A 24,643-nucleotide genomic window follows, 5' to 3' on the forward strand; every position below is an offset into this window, starting at 1 on the left:
CTTCACTCGAATCTTGTGTTACTACCTCTAATTCTTTATCACTCATAACTTATTCCCAAAATTTTTTCCACCGACAACCCTCTCTTTCGAGCAATTTCATCAGGTGTTTTAATTTTCATTAATCCATCTAAAGTGGCACGGACGATATTATAAGGGTTGGTAGATCCATGAATTTTAGCAGATACATTATGAACCCCCATAACATCAAATACTAAACGCATTGCCCCCCCTGCCTTCACACCACTACCCTCTTTAGAAGGTTGTATAAAAACCTTGGTTGCCCCATGCTTACCAATTACTTGATGATGAATGGTTCTGTCATTTAAAGGAATATGAACCATGTTTTTTCTAGCTTGATCCATTGCTTTTTGAATTGCCAAAGGCACTTCCTTTGCTTTTCCTTTACCCATACCTACTCGCCCATCACCATCACCTACCACAGCAAGAGCCGAAAAAGACATGATGCGCCCACCTTTTACAACTTTAGTGACACGGTTAACGGAAACCATTTTTTCCAATAAACCATCACCGCGATCTTCTACTTGTTTTGCCATTATTACTCCGTTTATCTTAATTAACAGTTCAAGCCATTGGCTTTAGCTGCATCGGCTAAAGCTTTTACGCGACCATGATATTTATATCCAGACCTATCAAAGGCTACATCAACAATTCCTACAGATTTTGCACGCTCAGCAATTAATTTTCCGACCTCTGCTGCCACATCAGTAGTATTTCCAATCTTATACTTAGAACGCACTGCAGATTCCAAACTTGAAGCATAAGCCAAAACTTTCTCGTTATCCGCAGACAAAATTTGAGCATAAATATTGTTATTACTTCTATAGACTGTCAAACGGATGGAACGCGAATTCGCTATCTTAGCACGAGTTTTGCTTGCTCTGCGTATTCTCGATTGATTTTTATTCATTTTATTGCCTCAATTATTTCTTAGTAGTTTCTTTAATGACAACATGTTCATCAGCATACCTAATTCCTTTACCTTTATAAGGCTCAGGAGGTCTGTACCCTCTCACTTCTGCTGCCACTTGACCTACTTTTTGTTTATCAAACCCTGAAATAATAATTTCAGTTTGAGATGGCGTCTCTGCAATAATACCATCTGGCAATTGATATGCTACCGGGTGTGAGAAACCCAAAGAAAGATTCAAAACCTTACCCTGAGCCTGAGCACGATAACCCACACCAATTAACTGTAACTTTTTTTGAAACCCTTCAGAGACACCATGCACCATATTGGCAACGATTGCCCTCAAAGTACCAGACATCGCACTTGATTCTTTAGATAAAGATTTAGCTTCAAATTTAATCTCACTATTGTCCACCACAACAGCAACTAAGTCAGGTTTAAACTTCTGCCTGAGCTCACCTTGCTTACCTTTTACAATAATTTCATTATTGTTAATTTTTACATCAGTTCCTTCAGGAATACTAATCGGATTTTTTGCAATTCTAGACATGATTAATTCCCTCCTCTAAGCAACGATACACAATAACTCGCCACCTATTTGATTAGCACGAGCTTTACGATCTGTCATCACACCTTTTGATGTACTGACAATAGCTACTCCCAAGCCATTCATCACACTCGGAATATCATTAGCACCTTTATACACACGCAAACCCGGACGAGAAACCCGTTTAATCAATTCAATAACTGGTTTACCTGCATAGTATTTTAACTCAATCTCCAAAGTCGGTTTACTCTCATTATTTAACTTATAATCTTCAATATAACCCTCTTCCTTCAAAACCTTAGCAATAGAACATTTAAGTTTTGAAGATGGCATTATGACAAACTCCTTACCTGCCACTTGCCCATTACGAATACGAGTCAACATATCAGAAATAGGATCATGCATACTCATTAATTAATCTCCTACTTACCAACTAGATTTAATCACACCAGGAATTTCGCCCTTCATTGCAAGTTCGCGAACCTTAGTACGACCTAATCCAAATTTTCTAAAAGTACCACGTGGCCTGCCTGTTATCTCACAACGACGTCTCTGACGTACAGGCATCGCATTACGTGGAATAGATTGAAATTTTAAACGCGCCTCAAATTTTTCTTCTGCTGTTGCATTCGGATCATTGATAACCGCAATGATCGCAAGACGCTTTGATTTATACTTCTCAGCCAAACGTCGACGTTTTACATCTCTATAGATTAACGATTTTTTTGCCATATATCTTAACTCTTAAAAGGAAAATTCATTAATGTTAACAACTCTCGTGCTTCTTCATCAGTTTTCGCCGTAGTGGTAATCGTTATATTCAAACCACGCAAAGTGTCTATCTTATCATATTCAATTTCAGGAAATATGATTTGCTCTTTCACACCCATATTATAATTACCTCTTCCATCAAATGATTTAGGATTCAAACCTCTAAAATCACGGATACGAGGCAAAGAAACAACAATTAATCTTTCTAAAAACTCGTACATTCGACGACGACGCAAAGTTACTTTACAACCGATGGGGTAGTCATCACGTATCTTAAAACCAGCAATAGATTTTTTAGCTTTTGTCACAACAGGCTTTTGCCCTGAAATTCTTGCTAAGTCAGATAAAGCGAACTCCATAACCTTCTTATCAGAAACTGCCTCACCCACACCCATATTTAAAGTGATTTTTTCAATACGAGGCACTTCCATAATAGACTTATAGCCCATTTTTTCCATCATTCGAGGAGCAATTTCTTCCACATACTGTTTTCTTAAACTAGACATATTCAACCCCATTAAGTCCCAATCGTTTGTCCATCAGATTTATAAAAACGAACACGACGCACTTTATTATCTTCCCCTGTCACAACTTTAATTCCAACTCGATCTGCTTTCTTAGTCTTAAGATTTAAAATCGCAACATTAGAAATCGCTATCGGCATAGTTTTAACTATTACACCACCTTCTTTCCCTTTTGCAGGATTTGGTTTCGTATGGCGTTTAACAACATTTACACCTTCAACCATAACTTTACCATCAGTAACTTTCAAAACTTTACCCTGGCGTCCTTTATCTTTACCTGCAATTACTACAACTTGATCGCCTTTGTGAATTTTATTCATATGAACTCCTTAAATCACCTCTGGTGCCAATGAAACGATCTTCATAAATCGCTCCGAACGTAATTCACGTGTTACTGGTCCAAAAATACGAGTACCCAATGGCTCAAGTTTAGTATTCAATAACACCGCAGCATTACGATCAAATTTAATCAAATTACCATCAGAACGACGTACACCCTTAGCAGTTCTAACAACCACTGCATTGTATACATCACCTTTTTTAACACGGCCATGTGGTGCCGCATCTTTTACTGTAACTTTTATGACATCGCCAACTGTTGCGTAACGACGTTTTGAGCCACCCAACACCTTAATGCACATCACTTTACGTGCACCAGAATTATCAGCCACATCCAACATGGTTTGCATCTGAATCATGATGATTACCTTTACTTGCTTGCAATAATAAATTAACTCAACAATTCTAATACCAACTTAACTTACCATTATTAAAGGTCTTTTAATCAACACCAACCTTCAACACCCCATACATTCCATCCACCAGTATGGGGTTCCAATAAATCAGTCTTGGTTCCCGAAAAGGATATAGATTATCTATTTTTTAATTTTAAACAGGGATTGTAACATGATTTATTAATTTCAACAAGCCCCGCCTAACACACTCATCTAATTTTTATTAAATAATTTTAGCTTTCTCAACTAACGAAGTAACAACCCAGGCTTTAGTTTTTGAAATAGGTTTATGCTCTGAAATACGCACAATATCACCTTGTTTACACTCATTAGCCTCATCATGTGCATGAATTTTGCTTGTCTTACGAATAAACTTACCATACAAAGAATGTTTCACTTTTCGCTCAACAAATACAGTAACCGTTTTATCCATCTTATCACTAACCACTTTACCAATTAGAGTACGTACATTTTTATTACTCATACTGCTTGTTCTCCTTTTTCAGTCAAAATAGTCTTAATACGTGCAATATCACGTTTAATTTTTCTAACCTCACTGGTTTTAGCTAACTGACCGGACGATAGCTGCATCCTTAAACCAAAACTCACTTTGTTTAATTCCAAAAGTTCTTTTTTTAAATCTTCCAAACTTTTTTCTCTAAGTTCCATTATGCTCATTATTACCCCATCCGTCTAGTCACAAAAACAGTTGAAATAGGTAGTTTAGCAGCTGCTAAAGCAAAAGCTTGGCGCGCTAAATCCTCGGATACTCCATCCATTTCATACAGTACTTTTCCAGGACGTATTTCAGAAACGAAATACTCAGGAGAACCTTTACCTCCTCCCATACGCACACCAATTGCTTTTTCTGTAATAGGCTTATCAGGAAAGACTCGAATCCAAATACGACCGCCACGTTTAATATGACGAGTCATCGCACGACGAGCTGCCTCAATTTGTCTTGCTGTCAAACGCCCCCTACCTGTAGCTTTTAAAGCAAAATCACCAAAATTTATATCAACACCATTCGTAGCTATGCCTGTATTACGACCTTTATGATGTTTGCGAAACTTTACTCTATTTGGCTGCAGCATTTCTACCACCTGCCTTTCTTCTTCTATTTAATTGAGGTTTCTGATCAGAAATATGATCTGGAGAACCTATTTCCCCCTTATAAATCCAAATTTTAACACCGATAATTCCATAAGTAGTCAACGCTTCACTGGTAGCATAATCTACATCAGCACGCAAAGTATGCAGAGGAACCCTCCCCTCTCTATACCACTCACTTCTTGCGATATCGATTCCATTTAACCGACCTGAGCACATTATCTTAACCCCTTTAGCCCCTTGTTTTATCGCATTTTGCATTGCTCGACGCATCGCCCTTCTAAAAGCAACACGCTTTTCCAACTGCTGAGCTATACCATCAGCAACTACCTGTGCATTCAATTCTGGTCTACGAATTTCTTCAATATTAACATGAACTGGAACACCTATTAATTTTTGTAAATCATTTCTTAAACTTTCTATGCCCTCACCTTTTTTTCCAATAACAACACCAGGTCTAGCACTGTGAATTGTAATACGGGCAGACTTAGCTGGTCTTTCAATAACAATTCTACCAACTGATGCACCTGACAATCTTTTATCTAAGTATTCCCTAACTTCTATATCTTGTTTCAAAATAACAGGAAATTCACTAGACTTAGCATACCACTTAGAAGACCAGTCTTTATTGACTGACAAGCGAAAACCCATCGGATTAATTTTTTGACCCATTCTGTTTCCCTTTAATCACTTAAAGTCACATTGATGTGACAAGTTTGTTTTTCAATACGATTACCACGTCCTTTAGCTCTTGCATGAAATCTCTTTAAGCTCCCTGATTTATTAACAAAAACTTCACAAACTTTAAGTGTGTCTATATCCGCACCTTCATTGTTCTCTGCGTTAGCAATCGCCGATAGCAAGACTTTCTTGACTAAATCAGACCCTTTTTTAGGACTGAAAGTCAAAATATTTAATGCCTCTTCTACTTTTTTACCACGGATCATATCTACAACTAATCTTGCTTTTTGTGCAGATATCCTCGCGTTTTGATGATTTGCCGTAGCTCTCATATATACCTCTTACTATTTCTTAGCTTTTTTATCAGCCAAATGACCTTTAAAGGTACGCGTTAACGAAAATTCACCCAATTTATGCCCGACCATATTATCACTAATATACACAGGAACATGGGTACGACCATTGTGTACTGCAATAGTCAAACCAATAAAATCAGGCAAGATGGTTGAACGACGTGACCATGTTTTAATTGGTCTCTTATCATTAGTCTCACGAGCTGCATCTACTTTTTTTAAAAGATGTAGATCAACATAAGGACCTTTCTTTAATGAACGTGCCATATTAATTAACCTTTACTAGAATAACGACGACGTACAATCATACTGTCTGTACGTTTGTTAGAACGAGTACGATAACCTTTTGCTGGTGTACCCCATGGACTAACCGGTTCACGTGCTTCACCAGTCTTACCTTCACCACCACCATGAGGATGGTCAATCGGATTCATTGCCACACCTCGGACAGTAGGACGAACACCTCTCCAACGATTAGCACCCGCCTTACCTAATTTTTTCGCACTTTGTTCTTCATTTCCAACTTCACCTATAGTTGCTCTACAACTAATGTGAACCTTCCTAATTTCACCAGAACGCAAACGAATTTGCGCATAAATACCCTCTTTTGCTAATAAAATAGCAGAAGATCCAGCCGATCTTGCAAGCTGAGCCCCTTTACCCGGTTTTAATTCAATACAATGAATAGTAGTACCAACTGGTATATTTTGAATAGGTAGATTATTACCTACCTTAATAGGTGCCTTAGCTCCCGCCATCAATGTATCACCAGCTTTAATCCCTCTTGGTGCAATAACATAACTTCTTTCACCATCTAAATAACAAACTAAAGCAATTAATGCACTACGATTAGGATCATACTCAATTCTTTCAACTTTAGCTTTGATACCATCCTTTGTATTTCTCTTAAAATCAATAATGCGATAGTTTTTCTTGTGTCCACCACCTTTATGACGAGTTGTAATATGTCCATTATTATTACGACCAGCATTACTTCTTTTTTTCTCTACTAAAGGTGCGTATGGTGCCCCTTTATGCAAGCCGTCTACCTTAATACGGATCATTCCACGCTGACCAGCAGAAGTAGGTTTCATCTTTATAATAGCCATTTATTTCTCCCTATTCCACACTCTTAGAAGTTGTTGCTTCTACATCTAAATTTTGACCAGGAACAAGAGTTACATAAGCTTTTTTCACATCACTTCTTTTCCCTACATATCGCCCAAAACGCTTGTTTTTACCCATTTGATTGACAGTATTGACTGCCTTAACTTTAACCTCAAACATCAATTCAACAGCTGCCTTAATTTCACGCTTTGTTGCCGTGCGTCTTACTCTTAAAACAATTTGTTCTTTATTTTCAGTTAAATCGTTACTTTTCTCAGAAACCACTGGAGCAACGATAATCTTCATTAAACGTTCTTGATTCATGCTAATTGCTCCTCTAGTTGTGTAACTGCTTCTTTAGTTAAAATCACCTTGTTGTAGTACAACAAACTATAGGGATCGATTCTTTGGGTTTCTAACACCAGGACATTAGCTAAATTTCTACTAGACAAATAAATATTCTCTGATAATTCATTGGTCAAAAACAAAGCTTTATCCAGACCCATATTCCTGACCTGCTCAGCAAAATCTTTAGTTTTTGGAGATTGAGCACTCAATTCATCAATCACAAACAATCTTTCATCACGAACCAACTGAGATAAAATGGTTGCTATACCTGCACGGTACATTTTCTTATTTACCTTTTGAGTAAAATTCTCCCATGGCTTGCTAGGAAACGCACGCCCACCTTTTCTCCAAACAGGAGATGCAGCAGAACCCGAACGAGCTCGACCTGTCCCCTTTTGCTTCCATGGTTTTCTACTAGTGAATTTTACTTCCGCTCTCGACTTTTGAGCTCTGGTACCACTTCTTGCATTCGCCAAATATGCAGTCACTAATTGATGAACCAACGATTCATTATATTCCCTAGCAAATAACATATCTGAAACAGTCACATTACCAGAGATATTACCTTTATCATCAATAATCTTAAGTTCCATTAAATACCTCTCTTCACGCTAGGACGCACAATAACATCACTATTAACAGATCCTGGAATAGCACCTCTAATTAATAGCAATTGTCTCTGAACATCAACTCTAACAACTCTTAAATTCTGAGTTGTCACACGTCTTGAACCTAGATGTCCGGGCATCTTTTTGCCTTTAAACACACGCCCCGGATCCTGACACTGACCAATAGATCCTGGCGCACTATGCGAAAGTGAGTTACCATGAGACGCTCTCTGAGAGCTAAACTTATTTCTCTTGATATTACCCGCAAAACCCTTACCTTTACTAATGCCGGTAACATCAACTAATTGACCCTCTTCAAAAATAGAAACATCAATATTCTTACCTAACTCTAACTGTGCTAATTGATCTTCATCTAAAAGAAACTCGATCAAGCCAGAACCAGCTTCAACGCCTACCTTGGCAAAATGACCTGCCTGTGCTTTATTAACACGATTTGCTTTTTTTCGACCAAAAGCTAACTGAACAGCACTATACCCATCAGTTTCTTTGGATTTTTTTTGAGTAACACAATTTGTCGGCACCTCAAGAACAGTCACAGGAATTGCCTCCCCCTGCTTACCAAAAATTCTTGTCATACCAACTTTACGTCCTACTAGACCTAAAGCCATAATAATACCTTTTAAAAAATTATTCTAATTAATCATTAGGCAATTACGATTGACTGCCCAAACTCAATAAGGCTTCATTAATACTAAACACAATAACGAATGCCTAAACTACATCACCTACACCCCACCTAAACTAGAGTTGTTTCGTAGTTTTTAAAACAAAAGCTCAACTTAAAACAAATTTTAAGTTGAGCTTGGTATTTTAACAGATATTTCAAAAAGAAACAACACTATTAACAGATTATAATATTATTTTAAACTACTGCACCTTAATTTCCACATCCACCCCTGCAGGCAGATCAAGTTTCATTAATGCATCTGTAGTTTTATCTGTCCAATCTACAATATCCATCAATCTCAAATGAGTTCTTATCTCCAACTGCTCACGAGACTTTTTATTCACATGAGGAGAACGTAGAATATCAAATCGCTCAATTTTCGTTGGTAAAGGAATAGGCCCCTTTACCACAGCTCCAGTACGTTTAGCAGTATCTACAATCTCCTGGGCAGAATGATCGATCAAATTATAATCATACGCCTTCAATCTAATTCTAATTTTTTGAGTTTTCATGAATGTTAACTCCCAAAATTAAGCGACGATTTTAGAAACGACACCGGCACCAACCGTACGACCACCTTCTCTTATCGCAAAGCGTAAACCCTCTTCCATCGCTATTGGTGCTATTAACTCAACATCCAATGTAACATTCTCTCCCGGCATCACCATTTCCGTTCCTTCCGGTAAATTAACCGCACCCGTTACATCTGTCGTTCTAAAATAAAACTGTGGACGATAATTATTAAAGAATGGTGTATGTCTACCACCCTCTTCTTTACTCAACACATAAACTTCCGCTGAAAACTTAGTGTGAGGTTTGGTTGAACCTGGTTTTGCCAACACCTGACCACGCTCTACATCTTCACGCTTAGTACCTCTTAATAATACGCCAACATTATCTCCAGCTTGTCCTTGATCTAACAACTTACGGAACATCTCAACACCAGTGACCGTCGTCTTTTCCGTTGCCTTCAATCCAACAATCTCAACCTCATCTCCAACGTTCACAATACCACGTTCAACACGTCCAGTCACTACCGTACCACGGCCTGAAATAGAGAAAATATCTTCGATTGGCAATAAAAATGGTTTATCCACTGCTCGTTCCGGTGTAGGAATATAACTATCCAATGCAGCTGCTAATTCCAGTATTGAAGGCTCCCCAATTGCTGACTGATCTCCCTCTAATGCTTTCAATGCAGAGCCCTTAACAATAGGCGTGTCATCCCCCGGAAAGTCATAACTAGATAATAAATCCCTTACTTCCATCTCTACTAATTCTAGTAACTCTTCATCATCTACTTGATCACATTTATTTAAATACACCAAAATGTATGGTACACCTACTTGACGACCCAGTAATATATGCTCACGTGTTTGTGGCATAGGACCATCTGCTGCCGATACTACCAATATCGCACCATCCATCTGTGCAGCACCTGTAATCATATTCTTGACATAATCCGCATGACCCGGACAGTCTACGTGTGCATAGTGACGAGCCTCTGTTTCATACTCAACATGTGATGTATTAATCGTGATACCTCGTGCTTTTTCTTCCGGTGCATTATCAATTTGATCGTAAGCTCTGGCAGTTCCTCCATATTTCTTTGATAATATCGTCGTTAAAGCTGCTGTCAATGTCGTCTTACCATGGTCAACGTGACCAATGGTGCCAACGTTTACATGCGGTTTACTTCTCTCAAATTTTTCTTTAGCCATCAGCTAATTCCTTCTAAAAATTAATTAAAGAACACTACTATTTAAAATAGTAAACTATGATTTTCTACTTTCAATAATTTGCTGTGCCACATGTTGTGGGGCTTCAGCATAGTGCTTAAATTCCATACTATAAGTAGCACGCCCCTGAGTTAAAGAACGTAATGATGTTGCATAGCCAAACATTTCAGATAACGGAACTTCAGCTCTAATCTTTTTACCACCAATACCATCATCATCCATCCCTTGAACCATACCACGCCGAGTAGACAAATCCCCCATCACATCACCCATATAATCTTCAGGAGTCTCAACTTCCACTGCCATCACTGGCTCCAATAAAACAGCATTTGCTTTACGCATACCATCTTTAAATGCCATAGAACCAGCCAATTCAAAAGCCAACTGCGAAGAGTCAACATCATGGTAAGAACCAAAAATTAAGCGAACCCTAACATCAACAACTGGATAGCCAGCCAAAACACCACTTTGTAGAGTGTCTCGAACACCTTTATCAACTGAAGGAATAAATTCACGAGGAATAATACCTCCTTTAATTTCATCTACGAACTCATAACCAGAACCCGGCTCCAAAGGTTCGAGTTTCAATACCACATGACCATATTGTCCCTTCCCTCCAGACTGTTTAATATGCTTGGCTTCAGATTCTACCTCTTTGCGAATAGTTTCACGATAAGCAACTTGAGGCGCACCCACAGCTGCCTCTACCCCAAATTCTCTTTTCATTCTATCTACAATAATTTCAAGGTGCAATTCACCCATACCTGAAATAATTGTTTGACCTGATTCTTCATCAGAACGAACTCTAAAAGATGGATCCTCTTTTGCTAAACGATTTAAGGCCAAGCCCATTTTTTCTTGATCTGCTTTTGTTTTAGGTTCAACTGCTACGTGAATAACAGGTTCAGGAAACTCCATTCTCTCTAAAATAATAGGCTTAGCTTCAGCGCTCAGAGTCTCACCTGTTATTACATCTTTCAGTCCAATTGCTGCCGCAATGTCACCTGCTCTAACTTCTTCAATCTCGTCTCTATCATTAGCTTTCATTTGCACCAATCTACCAATTCTTTCACGAGTTCCCTTTACTGTGTTTATCACAGTATCCCCAGACTTCAGAACACCAGAATATACACGTATAAACGTTAATTGCCCCACATACTTATCATTCATTAATTTGAATGCTAAGGCAGAAAAACTTTCTTCATCTGATGCCTTACGACTATCTTTTTCTCCTTCAGGGCTCTCTCCTGCCACAGGAGGAATATCTGTTGGTGAAGGTAAAAACTCAACTACTGCATCTAACATTCTTTGAACGCCCTTATTTTTAAAGGCAGAACCACATAAAACTGGCTGGATTTCTGTTGCTAAAGTTCTTTGTCTCAGGGCGCCAACAATCTCTTCTTCAGTTAAAACTTCACCGCCCAAATATTTATCCATCAATTCTTCACTAACTTCAGCAGCTGCTTCAATCATCTTTTCGCGCCATTCTTCAGCCACAGGCACCAAATCTTCAGGGATATCAATGTAATCAAATTTAGTTCCTTGAGAAGCCTCATCCCAAATAATCCCCTTCATTTTAATCAAATCAATAACCCCTTGGAAATTATCTTCTACCCCAATAGGAATTACGATAGGAACCGGATTTCCACGTAAACGAGTCTTCATTTGATCTACAGCACGGAAAAAATTAGCACCTTGTCTATCCATCTTATTAACAAATGCCAAACGAGGTACCTTATATTTATTTGCCTGACGCCATACAGTTTCTGACTGTGGCTGAACCCCTCCTACAGCACAATAAACCATTACCGCCCCATCCAATACACGCATAGAGCGTTCCACTTCAACCGTAAAGTCCACATGCCCTGGGGTGTCAATAATATTTAAACGATGCTTTGGAAATTGATGCGCCATTCCATCCCAAAATGCAGTCACAGCAGCAGAAGTAATAGTAATGCCCCGCTCTTGCTCTTGCTCCATCCAGTCTGTAGTAGCTGCGCCATCATGTGTTTCACCAATTTTATGATTCACACCTGTATAAAATAAAATACGCTCTGAAGTAGTGGTTTTCCCTGCATCAATATGCGCACTAATACCAATATTTCGGTATAAATTAATAGGCGTTTTACGAGCCATGATCTTACCTCTTAAAATTTATTTAAAAACGGAAATGTGAGAATGCTTTATTTGCTTCTGCCATACGATGAACTTCATCACGTTTCTTCATGGCACCACCACGTCCTTCAAGTGCATCTAATAACTCCCCTGCCAAACGTAACTCCATAGATTTTTCACCACGTTTACGTGCAGCATCACGAATCCAACGCATTGCTAAAGCTGTTCTACGAGTAGGCCTTACTTCTACAGGAACTTGATAGTTAGCACCACCTACACGACGACTTTTAACCTCAACAATAGGCTTAACGTTGGCAATTGCTTCATCAAAGACTTCAATTCCTGATTTCCCCGTTCTCTGCTCAATAATCTGTAAAGCACCATAAACAATGTGCTCCGATACAGATTTTTTTCCACTAATCATCACCACATTCATAAACTTAGATATGTCAGTACTGGCAAATTTAGGATCTGGAAGTACTTCTCTTTTTGGGACCTCTCTTCTTCTAGGCATTTTTACTCCTTAATATTCTTCAGTTGAGTATCACTCTTAGATAGCTAACAAACTACCCACTTACTCGATAATTATCTATCGTCAAAATTTAAACTACTTAGGTTTCTTGGCACCATATTTAGAACGGGATTGTTTTCTATCTTTAACCCCTGCAGTATCCAAAGCACCACGAACAGTATGATAGCGAACACCCGGCAAGTCAGGAACACGACCCCCTCTAATCAAAACCACACTATGCTCTTGTAAATTATGTCCCTCACCACCGATATATGAAATGACTTCATACCCACTGGTAAGTTTTACTTTACAAACTTTACGCATTGCTGAATTTGGTTTTTTAGGTGTAGAAGTATACACACGCGTACACACACCACGACGTTGTGGACACTGTTTCAGTGCAGGCACCTTATTTGGATAAACTGGCGCCTTACGTCCTTTACGGACTAACTGATTAATTGTAGGCATTTTTATTTAGTTCCCTTCATTTCAACATTTATTTTGCAAATATCGACCTCTTCCTCGTCCTCAAAAACGAAGCCTTACGGCGAAGCTGAGTTTTCTAAACCACTTTTTTAATTAAGTAAACTGCTTATTCTATGCTTTATACAAAAGAATGTCAAGATTGCATCAACTTAACTAATGGTAAAATTAGATATAATCCATCCTATCGAAACTATACAATTTTAAAAATTACATCTAATAAAATGGTTACATTTAAAATAAGCTTCTCGATCGTTAAATAAAAAAGTGTAAATTTATTTGTACTTTTTTATTTAACGATATACTAATTAATTACTCATTTACTACCATATGACTATTATCAATTTGGGATGATTTTACTTCTTCTTTATTATTATCATGATAAATATAACCAGTCCCTGCCGGAATTAATCGACCCACAATAATATTTTCTTTCAATCCTCTTAAATCATCTCTTTTACCCATGATGGCAGCTTCAGTCAACACTCGAGTTGTTTCTTGGAATGATGCTGCAGATAAGAAAGAATCAGTTGATAAAGATGCTTTAGTAATACCTAACAAAATATTTTCATATTTCGCAGGTTCTTTACCTTCAGCTACCAACTTCTCATTAGCAATAACTAAATCGGTTCTCTCAACTTGCTCACCCACAATAAAATCACTATCACCAGCATCAATAATGTTCACTCGACGTAACATTTGACGAATGATAACCTCTATATGCTTGTCACTAATCTTAACCCCTTGTAAACGATAGACTTCTTGTACTTCTTGAACAATATACCGAGTGAGTGATTCAATTCCTTGCAAACGTAAAATATCATGTGGATTATTACTTCCAGAAACAACCATTTCACCTTTATTAACCACTTGCCCATCATGAACAAGCAATTGTCTTTCTTTAGAAATCAAGGTTTCATGATCAAGACCGTCTGCATCCGTAATAACTAGCCTTTGTTTACCTTTAGTTTCTTTACCATAAGAAACAGTTCCTGATACTTCTGCTAAAATACCCGCATCTTTTGGCACACGTGCTTCAAATAACTCCGCTACCCGCGGTAACCCACCAGTAATATCCCTAGTTTTTGTAGATGCTTTCGGCAACCTTGCTAAAACATCACCTCTACCAACTATCTGCCCTTCTTTGACAGTTATGACTGTATCTACAGGAAATGAGGTAAATAAGATAGGCGTTTCTGTACCTGAATAATTAAGCTCATTACCGTTTTCATCCAGTAATTTAATAATAGGTTTTGTCTGTTTTGCTTTAGACGAACCAATTTTATTATCCACAACAACCAACGTTGAAATTCCTGTTATAGGATCAGTTTGTTTTTCAACATTCACCCCTTCTTCCATATTCTCAAAAGCAATCGTTCCTTCATGCTCGGTAATCATAGGGTGGGTGTGTGGATCCCATGTTGCTAAAACAGTGCCTTCTACGATTTCTTGACCATCTGAAACTAACAAGGTTGCACCATATGGAATTTTATGTCTTTCTCTCTCTCTCCCAATTTCATCATGGATCACAATCTCACAAGATCGACCAATAACAATCAATTCACCTTTCTTATTAGCAACGTACCTCATTTGACTTCCAAAACGAACTGCGCCTCTTGTTTTTACTTCAACCTGACTAGCTGCAGCAGAACGAGAGGCTGCCCCACCAATATGGAAAGTACGCATTGTTAACTGAGTTCCTGGCTCCCCAATTGATTGAGCAGCAATAACCCCAACTGACTCCCCTATATTAACCATTTTACCTCGAGCCAAATCACGACCATAACAATGGGCACATAATCCGTAATGAGTTTTACAAGTAATTGGTGTTCTAACCTTCACCTCATCTACACCTAAACTGTCAATTACCTCTGCCAAAACCTCAGTGATTAATGTGTTTCTGTCTATTAATGTTTCACCAGTAATAGGATCAATAACAGGTTCTGCCAATACTCGACCTAAAACACGATCACGAAGTGATTCAATAACATCCCCCCCTTGCACTACAGCCTTAAGTGTCAAACCATCTCTGGTACCACAATCATCTTCAATGACAACTAAATCCTGCGTTACATCCACCAATCTCCTTGTCAAATATCCAGAGTTTGCAGTCTTCAGCGCAGTATCCGCTAGCCCCTTACGTGCACCATGGGTAGAAATGAAATACTGCAATACTGTTAATCCTTCTCTAAAATTCGAAGTAATTGGTGTTTCAATAATAGAACCATCAGGCTTAGACATCAAACCACGCATTCCAGATAACTGTTTAATCTGAGCTGCAGAACCACGAGCACCAGAATCTGCCATCATATAGATAGAATTAAAAGATTCTTGCTCAACTTCATTACCATCTTTATCTAAAGTTCTCTCAAATGACAAGTTATCCATCATTGATTTAGCAATCTTATCGCCAATTTTACCCCAAATATCTACCACCTTATTATAGCGTTCACCTTGAGTAACTAATCCATGCCTGTATTGCTCTTCAATATCCTTTACTTCTTCTTGCGCCTCTTGTAGAATCGACGATTTTTCTTCAGGAATCAACATATCATCTACCGCAATAGAGATACCACCCTTAGTTGAATAAGCAAATCCGGTATACATCAAATGATCTGCAAATATGACCGTATCCCTCAAGCCACATAAACGGAAAGAAGCATTAATTAATTTTGAAATTTCCTTTTTCTTTAGTACAGTATTGATATACTTAAATGGTAACCCTTGGGGTAATATTTCTGACAATAAAGCCCGACCAACTGTAGTTTCATAACGATTGACTACAGGTACATGACTTCCATTATCATCTTTTACCCATTCACTAATTCTTACTGTAATCTTGGCAGAAAGTTCAACTTGTCCAGTCTCATATGCCCTACGAACCTCCTTGGTATCTACAAAAATTCCGCCTTCCCCTTTCACATTAATTTTGCTACGAGTCATATAATAAAGACCTAATACAATATCTTGAGAAGGTACAATAATCGGCTCTCCATTTGCAGGTGATAACACATTATTAGAAGCTAACATTAACGTTCTAGCTTCTTCTTGGGCCTCTAAAGATAAAGGAACATGCACAGCCATTTGGTCTCCATCAAAGTCGGCGTTAAAAGCAGCACACACTAATGGATGTAATTGAATTGCCTTACCTTCAATCAATATTGGCTCAAATGCTTGAATTCCTAGCCTATGAAGAGTCGGTGCCCTATTCAATAATACTGGATGTTCGCGAATGACTTCTTCCAAAATATCCCATACTTCTGGCACCTCTTGTTCTACTAACTTTTTAGCGGCCTTTACTGTACTGGCCATACCTTGTTCTTCTAATTTATTAAAAATAAATGGTTTGAACAACTCTAAAGCCATTTTTTTAGGCAATCCACATTGATGTAATCTCAAATAAGGACCAACAGTAATCACAGAACGCCCAGAATAATCAACACGTTTACCTAACAAATTCTGACGGAAACGACCACCTTTTCCTTTAATCATGTCTGCTAATGACTTTAATGAACGCTTATTAGCACCTGCCATTGCTTTCCCACGTCGGCCATTATCTAACAGTGAATCGACTGCCTCCTGAAGCATTCTTTTTTCATTACGAACAATAATTTCGGGAGCATGCAATTCCAGTAATCGAAATAAGCGGTTATTCCGATTAATAACTCTACGATATAAATCATTTAAATCAGATGTGGCAAATCGCCCCCCATCCAAAGGAACTAAAGGTCTTAAATCTGGTGGCAACACTGGCAAAACTTCAAGAATCATCCATTCGAGCTTCATACCTGTACGCTGAAATGCCTCTAATATTTTCAAACGCTTAGCTATTTTTTTAATTTTTACATCTGAGCTAGTGCTATCCAATTCTTCATTTAGGAGTTTAATCTCTTTATCTAGATCAAAACGTTGTAGCATTTCTTTGATGGCTTCTGCTCCCATTTTAGCGACAAACTCCCCATCACCATGCTCCTCCAATAAATTATAGTAATCCTCTTCTGATAATAATTGCCCCTGCTTAAGGTTAGTTAGCAAAGGATCAATAACAATATATGCCTCAAAATACAGTACCTTCTCAATATCTCTTAATGTCATATCCAAGACCATACCTAGTCTGGAAGGTAAAGATTTTAGAAACCAAATATGAGCAACAGGACTGGCTAAATTAATATGTCCCATTCTTTCACGTCTTACTTTTGACAGGGTGACTTCAACACCACATTTTTCACATGTAACACCTTTATATTTTAAACGCTTATATTTACCACATAAACATTCATAATCTTTCACTGGCCCAAAAATTTTAGCACAAAAAAGCCCATCTCTCTCTGGTTTAAACGTCCTATAATTGATGGTTTCAGGTTTTTTTACTTCTCCATATGACCAAGATCTAATAGTCTCAGGTGATGCAATACCTATCTTAATTGCATCAAAATTTTCTTGCATATTTTGAAACGGGTTATATTCACTTAATAAAGCTTTCATTATCTGTTTGCTCCAAGTTTTATCGAATCATTGTCGACATTAATATATTTAACGATTTTCCAGATCAATATCTAAAGCCAAAGAACGAATTTCCTTTACCAGCACATTAAAGGATTCAGGCATACTTGCCACCATTTTATGTTCGCCCTTAACGATGTTTTCATACATTGCTGTACGACCAGAAACATCATCGGACTTAACCGTTAGCATTTCTTGCAAAGTATATGCCGCACCATAAGCCTCAAGTGACCAAACTTCCATCTCTCCAAATCTTTGCCCCCCAAATTGAGCCTTACCACCTAATGGTTGTTGAGTCACTAAACTATATGGACCTGTAGAACGAGCATGCATCTTCTCATCGACCAAGTGATGTAATTTTAAATAGTGCATAACCCCTACAGTTACTTTACGATCAAACGGCTCACCAGTACGGCCATCAAAAAGAGTAATTTGAGTTTTACTATCATTAAATCCTAATTTCTGTATTGCCGGGTCATCACTTGGGTAAGCAAGATCTAACATTTGTTTAATTTCAGATTCTTCTGCACCATCAAAAACAGGAGAAGCAAATGAAGCACCTTTCCTTAAGTTTTTAGCCAACTGTATGATTTCATCATCTGTTAATTCAGATAAATTTTCTTTCTTACCACTGGTATTATAAATTTTCTCCAAAAATTCCCTTAACTCTGCTACTTGTCGATTTTCCTCTAGCATTTTATTAATTCTTTCCCCTAGACCTTTAGCAGCCCAACCCAAATGCACCTCCAAAACTTGCCCAATATTCATACGACTTGGTACCCCAAGAGGGTTAAGCACAATATCAACTGGCCTTCCATCTGCCATATATGGCAAATCTTCAACAGGTAAAATTCTAGACACCACGCCCTTATTTCCATGACGTCCAGCCATCTTATCTCCTGCTTGCAAACGACGTTTTATTGCCACGAAAACTTTTACCATTTTCTGCACACCCGGTTGTAATTCATCACCACGAGTTAATTTGTTTTTCTTGACTTGATATAGAAGTTCCGCCTCCTCTCGTTTCTGATCAAGATTTTCCTTAATTTTTATTAATTGTTTAGCTAACTCTTCATCTTCTAAACGTATATCAAACCATTCATGTTTTGAACTAAACGAATCTAGGTAGTCTTTTGTTACCTTTTCACCCCTGGCCAAATTTTTTGGTCCACCTTTTACTTTCTGGCCAATAATTGCTCTTTCAATACGAGCAAAAGCATCTGTATCATAAATTCTTAACTGGTCATTCAAGTCTTGTCGATATTTTTTTAACTCAAAATCAATAATATACTCTGAACGAGCATCACGTTTAATACCCCCTCTAGTAAATACCTGAACATTAATAACTGTACCACTAATACCTGTAGGCATTCTCAATGAAGTATCTTTAACATCCGAAGCTTTCTCACCAAAAATAGCTTTTAAAAGTTTCTCCTCTGGTGTCAGTTGCGTTTCACCTTTAGGGGTCACTTTTCCAACCAATACATCCCCAGGACCTACTTCGCTACCAATATAAATAATACCAGACTCATCTAGCCGATTTTGCATTCTCTCAGACAAATTAGGAATATCTCGAGTAATCTCTTCTGGCCCCAACTTAGTATCACGGGATACAATATTCAATTCTTCAATATGAATCGATGTATAACGATCATCCGCTACTACTTTTTCTGAAATTAAAATTGAATCCTCGAAGTTATAGCCATTCCAAGGCATAAAGGCAACAGTTACATTTTGACCTAAAGCCAACTCCCCTAAGTCAGTAGACGCACCATCTGCTATAACATCACCCGCTTGTAACACATCACCAACTTGAACAATTGGTGTCTGATTAATATTAGTATTCTGATTTGAACGAGTAAATTTAATTAAATTATAAATATCTACCCCAATTTCACCTACTTCAGTTTCTACATCATTGACTCGAATAACAATTCGACCTGCATCAACATAATCAACTACCCCTCCACGTTTAGCAGTCACCAAAGTAGCAGAGTCTTTTGCTACAGCTTTCTCAATACCAGTTCCTACCAAAGGTTTTTCTGGTATCAAACAAGGAACCGCTTGACGTTGCATGTTGGCTCCCATTAAGGCTCGGTTTGCATCATTATGCTCTAAAAATGGTATCAAAGAAGCAGCTACTGAAACAATTTGACCAGTAGATACGTCCATATAGTTAACCATATCTGGTGTAGCAAATATAGTTTCACCATTCTCACGACAGGTAACTAATTCGTCAACTAACTTACCATCCTCATCTAAATTAGAGTTAGCTTGAGCAATAATGTAATGACCTTCCTCGATAGCTGATAAGTAATCAATTTGATTAATCACTTGACCATTTTCCACCTTAACATAAGGCGTCTCTAGAAAACCATATTCATTTGTACGTGCATAGACTGATAAAGAATTAATTAATCCGATATTAGGCCCCTCAGGTGTTTCAATAGGACAAACTCGACCATAGTGTGTTGGATGAACGTCACGAACTTCAAACCCAGCACGCTCCCTAGTCAACCCACCAGGCCCTAAGGCTGACACACGTCTTTTATGAGTAATTTCTGAAAGAGGATTCGTTTGATCCATAAATTGACTCAATTGACTTGAGCCAAAAAATTCTTTGATAGCAGCACTAACTGGTTTAGCATTAACCAAGTCTTGCGGCATTAAATTATCTGACTCTGCTTGATTCAAACGCTCTTTAACCGCTCTTTCTACTCTAGCCAATCCCGATCTGAATTGATTTTCAACTAATTCACCTACTGAACGAACACGACGATTACCTAAGTGGTCAATATCATCTACTTCCCCATGGCCATTTCTTAATTCAACTAAAGTGGCAATAACTACCAAGATATCAGAATAATTTAAAACTAAATCAGAATTACCTCTTTGATCACTCACAGTCTCATTCATCAATTTCTTAAACCATTCATTTGCAATATCTTCAATCTTATTTTCGTAAGTACGAGTATTAAATTTCATACGGCCTACCTTTGATAAATCATAAACATCATGATCAAAAAATAAGCGTTGAAATAATTGAGTAACAGAATCATCAGTAGGCGGTTCACCTGGCCGCATCATTCTATATATCGCTACTTTTGCTGATAGTTCATCATTTGTTTCATCAATACGTAGTGTATTTGATATATACGGGCCTTGATTTAATTCATTAATATGAATGGTTTGAATACTTTTAATATTACTTAATTCAATTTTTTCAAATAACTCTTCTGTGATTTCATCATTAGCAAAGGCAATGATCTCACCTGTTTCAGGATGAACTATATCCTTAGCTAGTACTTTGCCTATGAGGGCTTCTGAAGGAATTTCAATGGTTGTAATACTGGCTTTATTAATATCTCTCAAATTCTTCTTGGTAACTTTGGTACCTTTGTTAACAATGATACTACCATCTTCACCAACTATATCAAAGTTACATTTCTCACCTAATAGATACTTAGGCACTAACTCAGTAAAAACTTTTCCATTCCCTATTAATTGGTAGTCTTCAAATTCATAGAATATAGATAAAATATCTTCCACAGAATAGCCTAGTGCTTTCAATAAAATTGAAACTGGCATTTTTCTTCTTCTATCTATCCTAAAGTAAAGTAAATCTTTAGGATCAAATTCAAAATCTAACCAAGAACCACGATAAGGAATAATTCTTGCTGAAAATAATTTTTTTCCAGAAGAGTGTCCTTTGCCTTTATCATGTTCAAAAAATACGCCTGGGGAACGATGTAGTTGAGAGACAACCACTCGTTCCGTTCCATTAATAACAAAATAACCACTAGGTGTCATTAGTGGAATCTGTCCCATATAGACTTCATTTTCTCTAATCTCTTTAATCTCTTTGATATTCTTCTTAGAAGATTCTTTATCAAAAATAACCAAACGAATCTTAGCCCTTAGAGGAGCATCATAAGTCACACCACGAACCTGACACTCTTGAATATCAAATTCCGGTTGACCTAATTTATAACCAATAAACTCCAACCTCGCAAATCCGTTGTGACTTACAATTGGAAATATAGAATTAAACGCAGCTTGCAAGCCTTCATCCTTCTTTGCCTCGGTGGGTATATCATATTGAAGAAATCGTGCATAAGAATCTTTTTGCATAGCAAGCAGATAAGGAAAATCTAATACATTTTGACGTTTTGCAAAGGACTTACGAATACGTTTTTTATCAGTGACAGAATAACTCATTGATGGAGTCTCCAGTAATGAATAACAGATGAAATAACCAAATATGAAAATCTAAAATTTTAATATTTTTAGGTTTTTATATTTAACTACTTTTAATAAAAACAAAAAAAACAGAGCTAGGCCGGTAAAAGCCACCAGCCTGTCTCATAATAATTTAATTCAATTATTTAACTTCTACTTTAGCACCAGCTTCTTCTAGTTGTTTAACAATTTGATCAGCCTCATCCTTAGAAACACCTTCTTTAACAGGTTTAGGAGCACTATCCACTAAATCTTTTGCATCTTTCAATCCTAAGCCTGTAAGACTTCTAACTACTTTAATAACACCAACCTTTTGAGCACCCGCTTCAGTTAAAATAACATCAAATTCAGTTTTTTCTTCTACCGCTGCAGCACCTGTGTCTGCTCCTGGTGCAGCAGCAACTGCTATAGAAGCAGCTGATACACCAAACTTTTCTTCAAATTCTTTAATCAAATCATTTAATTCAATTAAGGTTAAATTACCAATTGCTTCTAAAATCTCTTCATTTGAAATAGCCATGCTATATACTCCTAAACTTTTGTAAATTAATATTTATATTTAAGCCGCAGGCTCTCCCGCAGATTCCTTATCTGCCAAAGCTGCCAATGTACGTGCAAATGTCGCTAATGGTGCTTGCATCATACCCACAAACTTAGTCAACAATTCCTCCCTCGAAGGAATAGATGCTAAATTAGCAACTTCTTCTGCTGATAAAACACCGCCATCATAAGACCCTGATTTAATTGCTAATGCACTTTCTTTCTTAGAATAAGTGTACAATAACTTCGCAGCCGCAACTGGATCTTCTGAAGCTGCATAAATCAAAGGCCCCACCATTTGATCTGCTAATACCTCAAAAGACGTTCCTTCAACCGCACGTTTCACCAAAGTATTCTTCAATACATGCAAATATACATCAGCTTTACGAGCTTCCGATCGAAGTTGAGTTAGGCTAGCAACTTTAATGCCTCTATACTCAGCAATCACTAAGGTCTTAGCCTTAGACAAACCCTGGCTAATCTCTTCAACAACTGCTTTTTTTTCTTCAATATTGAGACTCAAATTAAACCTCCCATATAAACTAAAACTAGAGTAAAAAAAATCACTCTTTTCAGCTCGGCAATTTTAAAAGAATATTTTAGGAATATCATTCTGAATTACCGTCTGCGTAGGGTTTTTGGTTTAAATTATAACAATCCCTACGGTCTGCGACCACCTATAACCTTACAGTTATAGCCCAATAGTATCAATGATAAACATAAATACTAAATTATTTAGACACTGAAGCGGTATCCACACCAACTCCTAGTCCCATCGTGCTAGATAACGCGATTCTCTTAACATATTGACCTTTAGAACTAGCTGGCTTCACCTTAATCAAAGCATCTAGCACTGCATCAAAATTTTCTCTAAGTGCCTTATCATCAAAAGAAGCACGTCCGATTGTCGTATGAATTATGCCATTTTTATCCGCACGGTATTGAATACCAACTTTAGCATTCTTAACAGCTTCAGTCACATTAGATGTTACTGTCCCCACTTTTGGATTCGGCATCAATCCTCTAGGCCCTAAAATTGTACCTAACTGCCCTACAACCCTCATTGCATCCGGAGATGCAATAACAACATCAAAGTTAATATGACCTGATTTAACCTCTTGAGCTAAATCCTCCAGCCCTACCAAATCAGCACCAGCTTCTTTAGCTGCCTTTATATTAGCACCCTGGGTAAATACAGCAACTCTTGTCACTCTTCCAGTACCATTGGGCAAAACAACAGAACCACGAATAGCTTGATCTGATTTTCTAGGGTCAATCCCCAAATTAACGGATAAATCGACAGATTCATCAAATTTTGCTGTTGCTGTTTTTTTAACCAAAGAAATAGCATCCTCTAGAGAATACAACTTATTAAAATCTAAACCTTCTCTGATCCCCCTCGATCTTTTTGAATTCTTTGCCACTTATACCCCCTCCACGTCAATACCCATAGATCGCGCACTACCTGCAATAATCCTCACATTCGCATCCAAATCAGCACCTGTCAAATCTGGCTGTTTAGTTTTTGCAATCTCCTCTATTTGCTCGCGAGTCACCTTACCCACCTTCATTGTATGAGGCGTTGCACTCCCTTTTGCAGCCCCCGCTACTTTTTTCAACAGAACACTTGCGGGAGGAGTTTTCATTATAAACGTAAATGACTTATCTACATACGCAGTAATAACTACTGGCACAGGCATCCCCGGCTCTAAATTCTGAGTAGCCGCATTAAATGCCTTACAAAACTCCATGATATTCAGCCCACGCTGACCCAATGCTGGACCAACAGGAGGCGACGGGTTTGCTTTACCTGCTGGTATCTGTAACTTGATATAACCTGCAATTTTTTTTGCCACAATAACACTCCTTAGCTTATGGGTTAAACGTATAAACTCAGTTACACTCCCCAAAAAAGTTAGCTTAAATAAAAGTTAGCTGGATATTTTAAAATAATTAAAAAGAAAAAGCAAGGGCATTAAGTACATATTGAATATATTTACTAAAATTAATCTCAAATTTAATTATTGAATATTAACTTTTAATTAGTTCACACCACACATGAGCCCTACTAATGAGCTCTAATTTCAAACAATAAATAATACTTCAAAAAATCA

Annotated in this window: 29 protein-coding genes; all 29 read right to left on the reverse strand. The window is 37.6% G+C overall.

Translation table 11 applies throughout. The features are described 5' to 3' along the window. Positions 1–38: 38 nt before the first annotated feature. The 29 genes from rpsE to rplK all read right to left on the reverse strand — a co-directional run bounded on the left by rpsE (position 39) and on the right by rplK (position 24,385). Positions 39–554: a 30S ribosomal protein S5 gene (gene rpsE / locus GKC53_02660; protein QRN41049.1), complete on the reverse strand. Its 516-nt coding sequence runs from the start codon at positions 552–554 to the stop codon at positions 39–41. Between the two features lie 20 nt (positions 555–574). Beyond that, on the reverse strand, positions 575–928 hold the full coding sequence (rplR, locus tag GKC53_02665; GenBank protein ID QRN41050.1) for a 50S ribosomal protein L18: 354 nt from the start codon (positions 926–928) through the stop codon (positions 575–577). A gap of 13 nt (positions 929–941) precedes the next feature. Then, positions 942–1,478, reverse strand: coding sequence for a 50S ribosomal protein L6 (gene rplF / locus GKC53_02670; protein ID QRN41051.1), 537 nt, complete (start codon positions 1,476–1,478; stop codon positions 942–944). Between the two features lie 15 nt (positions 1,479–1,493). Then, positions 1,494–1,886: a 30S ribosomal protein S8 gene (rpsH, locus tag GKC53_02675; GenBank protein QRN41052.1), complete on the reverse strand. Its 393-nt coding sequence runs from the start codon at positions 1,884–1,886 to the stop codon at positions 1,494–1,496. A 15-nt stretch (positions 1,887–1,901) separates the two neighbouring features. Then, positions 1,902–2,207, reverse strand: coding sequence for a 30S ribosomal protein S14 (rpsN, locus tag GKC53_02680; protein QRN41053.1), 306 nt, complete (start codon positions 2,205–2,207; stop codon positions 1,902–1,904). A gap of 5 nt (positions 2,208–2,212) precedes the next feature. After that, a complete protein-coding gene (rplE, locus tag GKC53_02685) occupies positions 2,213–2,752 on the reverse strand; it encodes a 50S ribosomal protein L5 (GenBank protein QRN41054.1) in 540 nt (179 codons plus the stop codon). A gap of 11 nt (positions 2,753–2,763) precedes the next feature. Continuing rightward, on the reverse strand, positions 2,764–3,090 hold the full coding sequence (gene rplX / locus GKC53_02690) for a 50S ribosomal protein L24 (protein ID QRN41055.1): 327 nt from the start codon (positions 3,088–3,090) through the stop codon (positions 2,764–2,766). 9 nt (positions 3,091–3,099) lie between these two features. Next, positions 3,100–3,468 (reverse strand): 50S ribosomal protein L14, encoded by a 369-nt coding sequence (rplN, locus tag GKC53_02695; GenBank protein QRN41056.1) that lies wholly within the window; start codon positions 3,466–3,468, stop codon positions 3,100–3,102. 259 nt (positions 3,469–3,727) lie between these two features. Continuing rightward, on the reverse strand, positions 3,728–3,988 hold the full coding sequence (rpsQ, locus tag GKC53_02700; protein ID QRN41057.1) for a 30S ribosomal protein S17: 261 nt from the start codon (positions 3,986–3,988) through the stop codon (positions 3,728–3,730). Next, positions 3,985–4,182 (reverse strand): 50S ribosomal protein L29, encoded by a 198-nt coding sequence (gene rpmC, locus GKC53_02705; GenBank protein QRN41058.1) that lies wholly within the window; start codon positions 4,180–4,182, stop codon positions 3,985–3,987. The genes rpsQ and rpmC overlap by 4 nt, the downstream gene beginning before the upstream one ends. A 2-nt stretch (positions 4,183–4,184) precedes the next feature. Further along, positions 4,185–4,598 (reverse strand): 50S ribosomal protein L16, encoded by a 414-nt coding sequence (gene rplP, locus GKC53_02710; protein QRN41059.1) that lies wholly within the window; start codon positions 4,596–4,598, stop codon positions 4,185–4,187. Next, complete coding sequence (rpsC, locus tag GKC53_02715; GenBank protein ID QRN41060.1) at positions 4,582–5,286, reverse strand: 30S ribosomal protein S3; 705 nt, start codon at positions 5,284–5,286, stop codon at positions 4,582–4,584. The genes rplP and rpsC overlap by 17 nt, the downstream gene beginning before the upstream one ends. Positions 5,287–5,297: 11 nt before the next feature. Further along, positions 5,298–5,627 carry a 50S ribosomal protein L22 gene (gene rplV / locus GKC53_02720; GenBank protein ID QRN41061.1) on the reverse strand — a complete coding sequence of 110 codons (330 nt, stop codon included), beginning with the start codon at positions 5,625–5,627 and terminating at the stop codon, positions 5,298–5,300. Between the two features lie 12 nt (positions 5,628–5,639). Beyond that, a complete protein-coding gene (rpsS, locus tag GKC53_02725) occupies positions 5,640–5,915 on the reverse strand; it encodes a 30S ribosomal protein S19 (protein QRN41062.1) in 276 nt (91 codons plus the stop codon). A gap of 5 nt (positions 5,916–5,920) precedes the next feature. Further along, positions 5,921–6,757: a 50S ribosomal protein L2 gene (rplB, locus tag GKC53_02730; protein ID QRN41063.1), complete on the reverse strand. Its 837-nt coding sequence runs from the start codon at positions 6,755–6,757 to the stop codon at positions 5,921–5,923. 10 nt (positions 6,758–6,767) lie between these two features. Beyond that, on the reverse strand, positions 6,768–7,079 hold the full coding sequence (rplW, locus tag GKC53_02735; protein ID QRN41064.1) for a 50S ribosomal protein L23: 312 nt from the start codon (positions 7,077–7,079) through the stop codon (positions 6,768–6,770). After that, positions 7,076–7,696 (reverse strand): 50S ribosomal protein L4, encoded by a 621-nt coding sequence (gene rplD / locus GKC53_02740; protein ID QRN41065.1) that lies wholly within the window; start codon positions 7,694–7,696, stop codon positions 7,076–7,078. The genes rplW and rplD overlap by 4 nt, the downstream gene beginning before the upstream one ends. Next, the gene (gene rplC / locus GKC53_02745) at positions 7,696–8,340 is read right to left on the reverse strand and encodes a 50S ribosomal protein L3 (protein QRN41066.1); all 645 of its coding nucleotides are present in this window, start codon (positions 8,338–8,340) and stop codon (positions 7,696–7,698) included. The genes rplD and rplC overlap by 1 nt, the downstream gene beginning before the upstream one ends. A 259-nt stretch (positions 8,341–8,599) precedes the next feature. Then, positions 8,600–8,911: a 30S ribosomal protein S10 gene (rpsJ, locus tag GKC53_02750; GenBank protein ID QRN41067.1), complete on the reverse strand. Its 312-nt coding sequence runs from the start codon at positions 8,909–8,911 to the stop codon at positions 8,600–8,602. 18 nt (positions 8,912–8,929) lie between these two features. Next, on the reverse strand, positions 8,930–10,120 hold the full coding sequence (gene tuf / locus GKC53_02755; GenBank protein QRN41068.1) for an elongation factor Tu: 1,191 nt from the start codon (positions 10,118–10,120) through the stop codon (positions 8,930–8,932). A 54-nt stretch (positions 10,121–10,174) separates the two neighbouring features. Continuing rightward, complete coding sequence (gene fusA, locus GKC53_02760; protein ID QRN41069.1) at positions 10,175–12,274, reverse strand: elongation factor G; 2,100 nt, start codon at positions 12,272–12,274, stop codon at positions 10,175–10,177. A 22-nt stretch (positions 12,275–12,296) separates the two neighbouring features. Beyond that, positions 12,297–12,767: a 30S ribosomal protein S7 gene (gene rpsG, locus GKC53_02765; GenBank protein ID QRN41070.1), complete on the reverse strand. Its 471-nt coding sequence runs from the start codon at positions 12,765–12,767 to the stop codon at positions 12,297–12,299. Between the two features lie 93 nt (positions 12,768–12,860). After that, complete coding sequence (rpsL, locus tag GKC53_02770; GenBank protein ID QRN41071.1) at positions 12,861–13,232, reverse strand: 30S ribosomal protein S12; 372 nt, start codon at positions 13,230–13,232, stop codon at positions 12,861–12,863. Between the two features lie 327 nt (positions 13,233–13,559). Further along, a complete protein-coding gene (gene rpoC / locus GKC53_02775) occupies positions 13,560–17,732 on the reverse strand; it encodes a DNA-directed RNA polymerase subunit beta' (GenBank protein ID QRN41072.1) in 4,173 nt (1,390 codons plus the stop codon). 48 nt (positions 17,733–17,780) lie between these two features. Beyond that, positions 17,781–21,968, reverse strand: coding sequence for a DNA-directed RNA polymerase subunit beta (rpoB, locus tag GKC53_02780; GenBank protein QRN41073.1), 4,188 nt, complete (start codon positions 21,966–21,968; stop codon positions 17,781–17,783). A 163-nt stretch (positions 21,969–22,131) separates the two neighbouring features. Continuing rightward, positions 22,132–22,509, reverse strand: a complete 378-nt coding sequence (gene rplL, locus GKC53_02785; protein QRN41074.1) for a 50S ribosomal protein L7/L12 — start codon at positions 22,507–22,509, stop codon at positions 22,132–22,134. Between the two features lie 39 nt (positions 22,510–22,548). Then, positions 22,549–23,052 (reverse strand): 50S ribosomal protein L10, encoded by a 504-nt coding sequence (gene rplJ, locus GKC53_02790; protein QRN41075.1) that lies wholly within the window; start codon positions 23,050–23,052, stop codon positions 22,549–22,551. 208 nt (positions 23,053–23,260) lie between these two features. Beyond that, positions 23,261–23,953 carry a 50S ribosomal protein L1 gene (gene rplA, locus GKC53_02795; GenBank protein QRN41076.1) on the reverse strand — a complete coding sequence of 231 codons (693 nt, stop codon included), beginning with the start codon at positions 23,951–23,953 and terminating at the stop codon, positions 23,261–23,263. Then, the gene (gene rplK, locus GKC53_02800) at positions 23,954–24,385 is read right to left on the reverse strand and encodes a 50S ribosomal protein L11 (protein QRN41077.1); all 432 of its coding nucleotides are present in this window, start codon (positions 24,383–24,385) and stop codon (positions 23,954–23,956) included. Between the last annotated feature and the right edge of the window lie 258 nt (positions 24,386–24,643).

This window comes from Neisseriaceae bacterium, assembly GCA_016864895.1.
Lineage (GTDB): Bacteria > Pseudomonadota > Gammaproteobacteria > Burkholderiales > Neisseriaceae > QFNR01.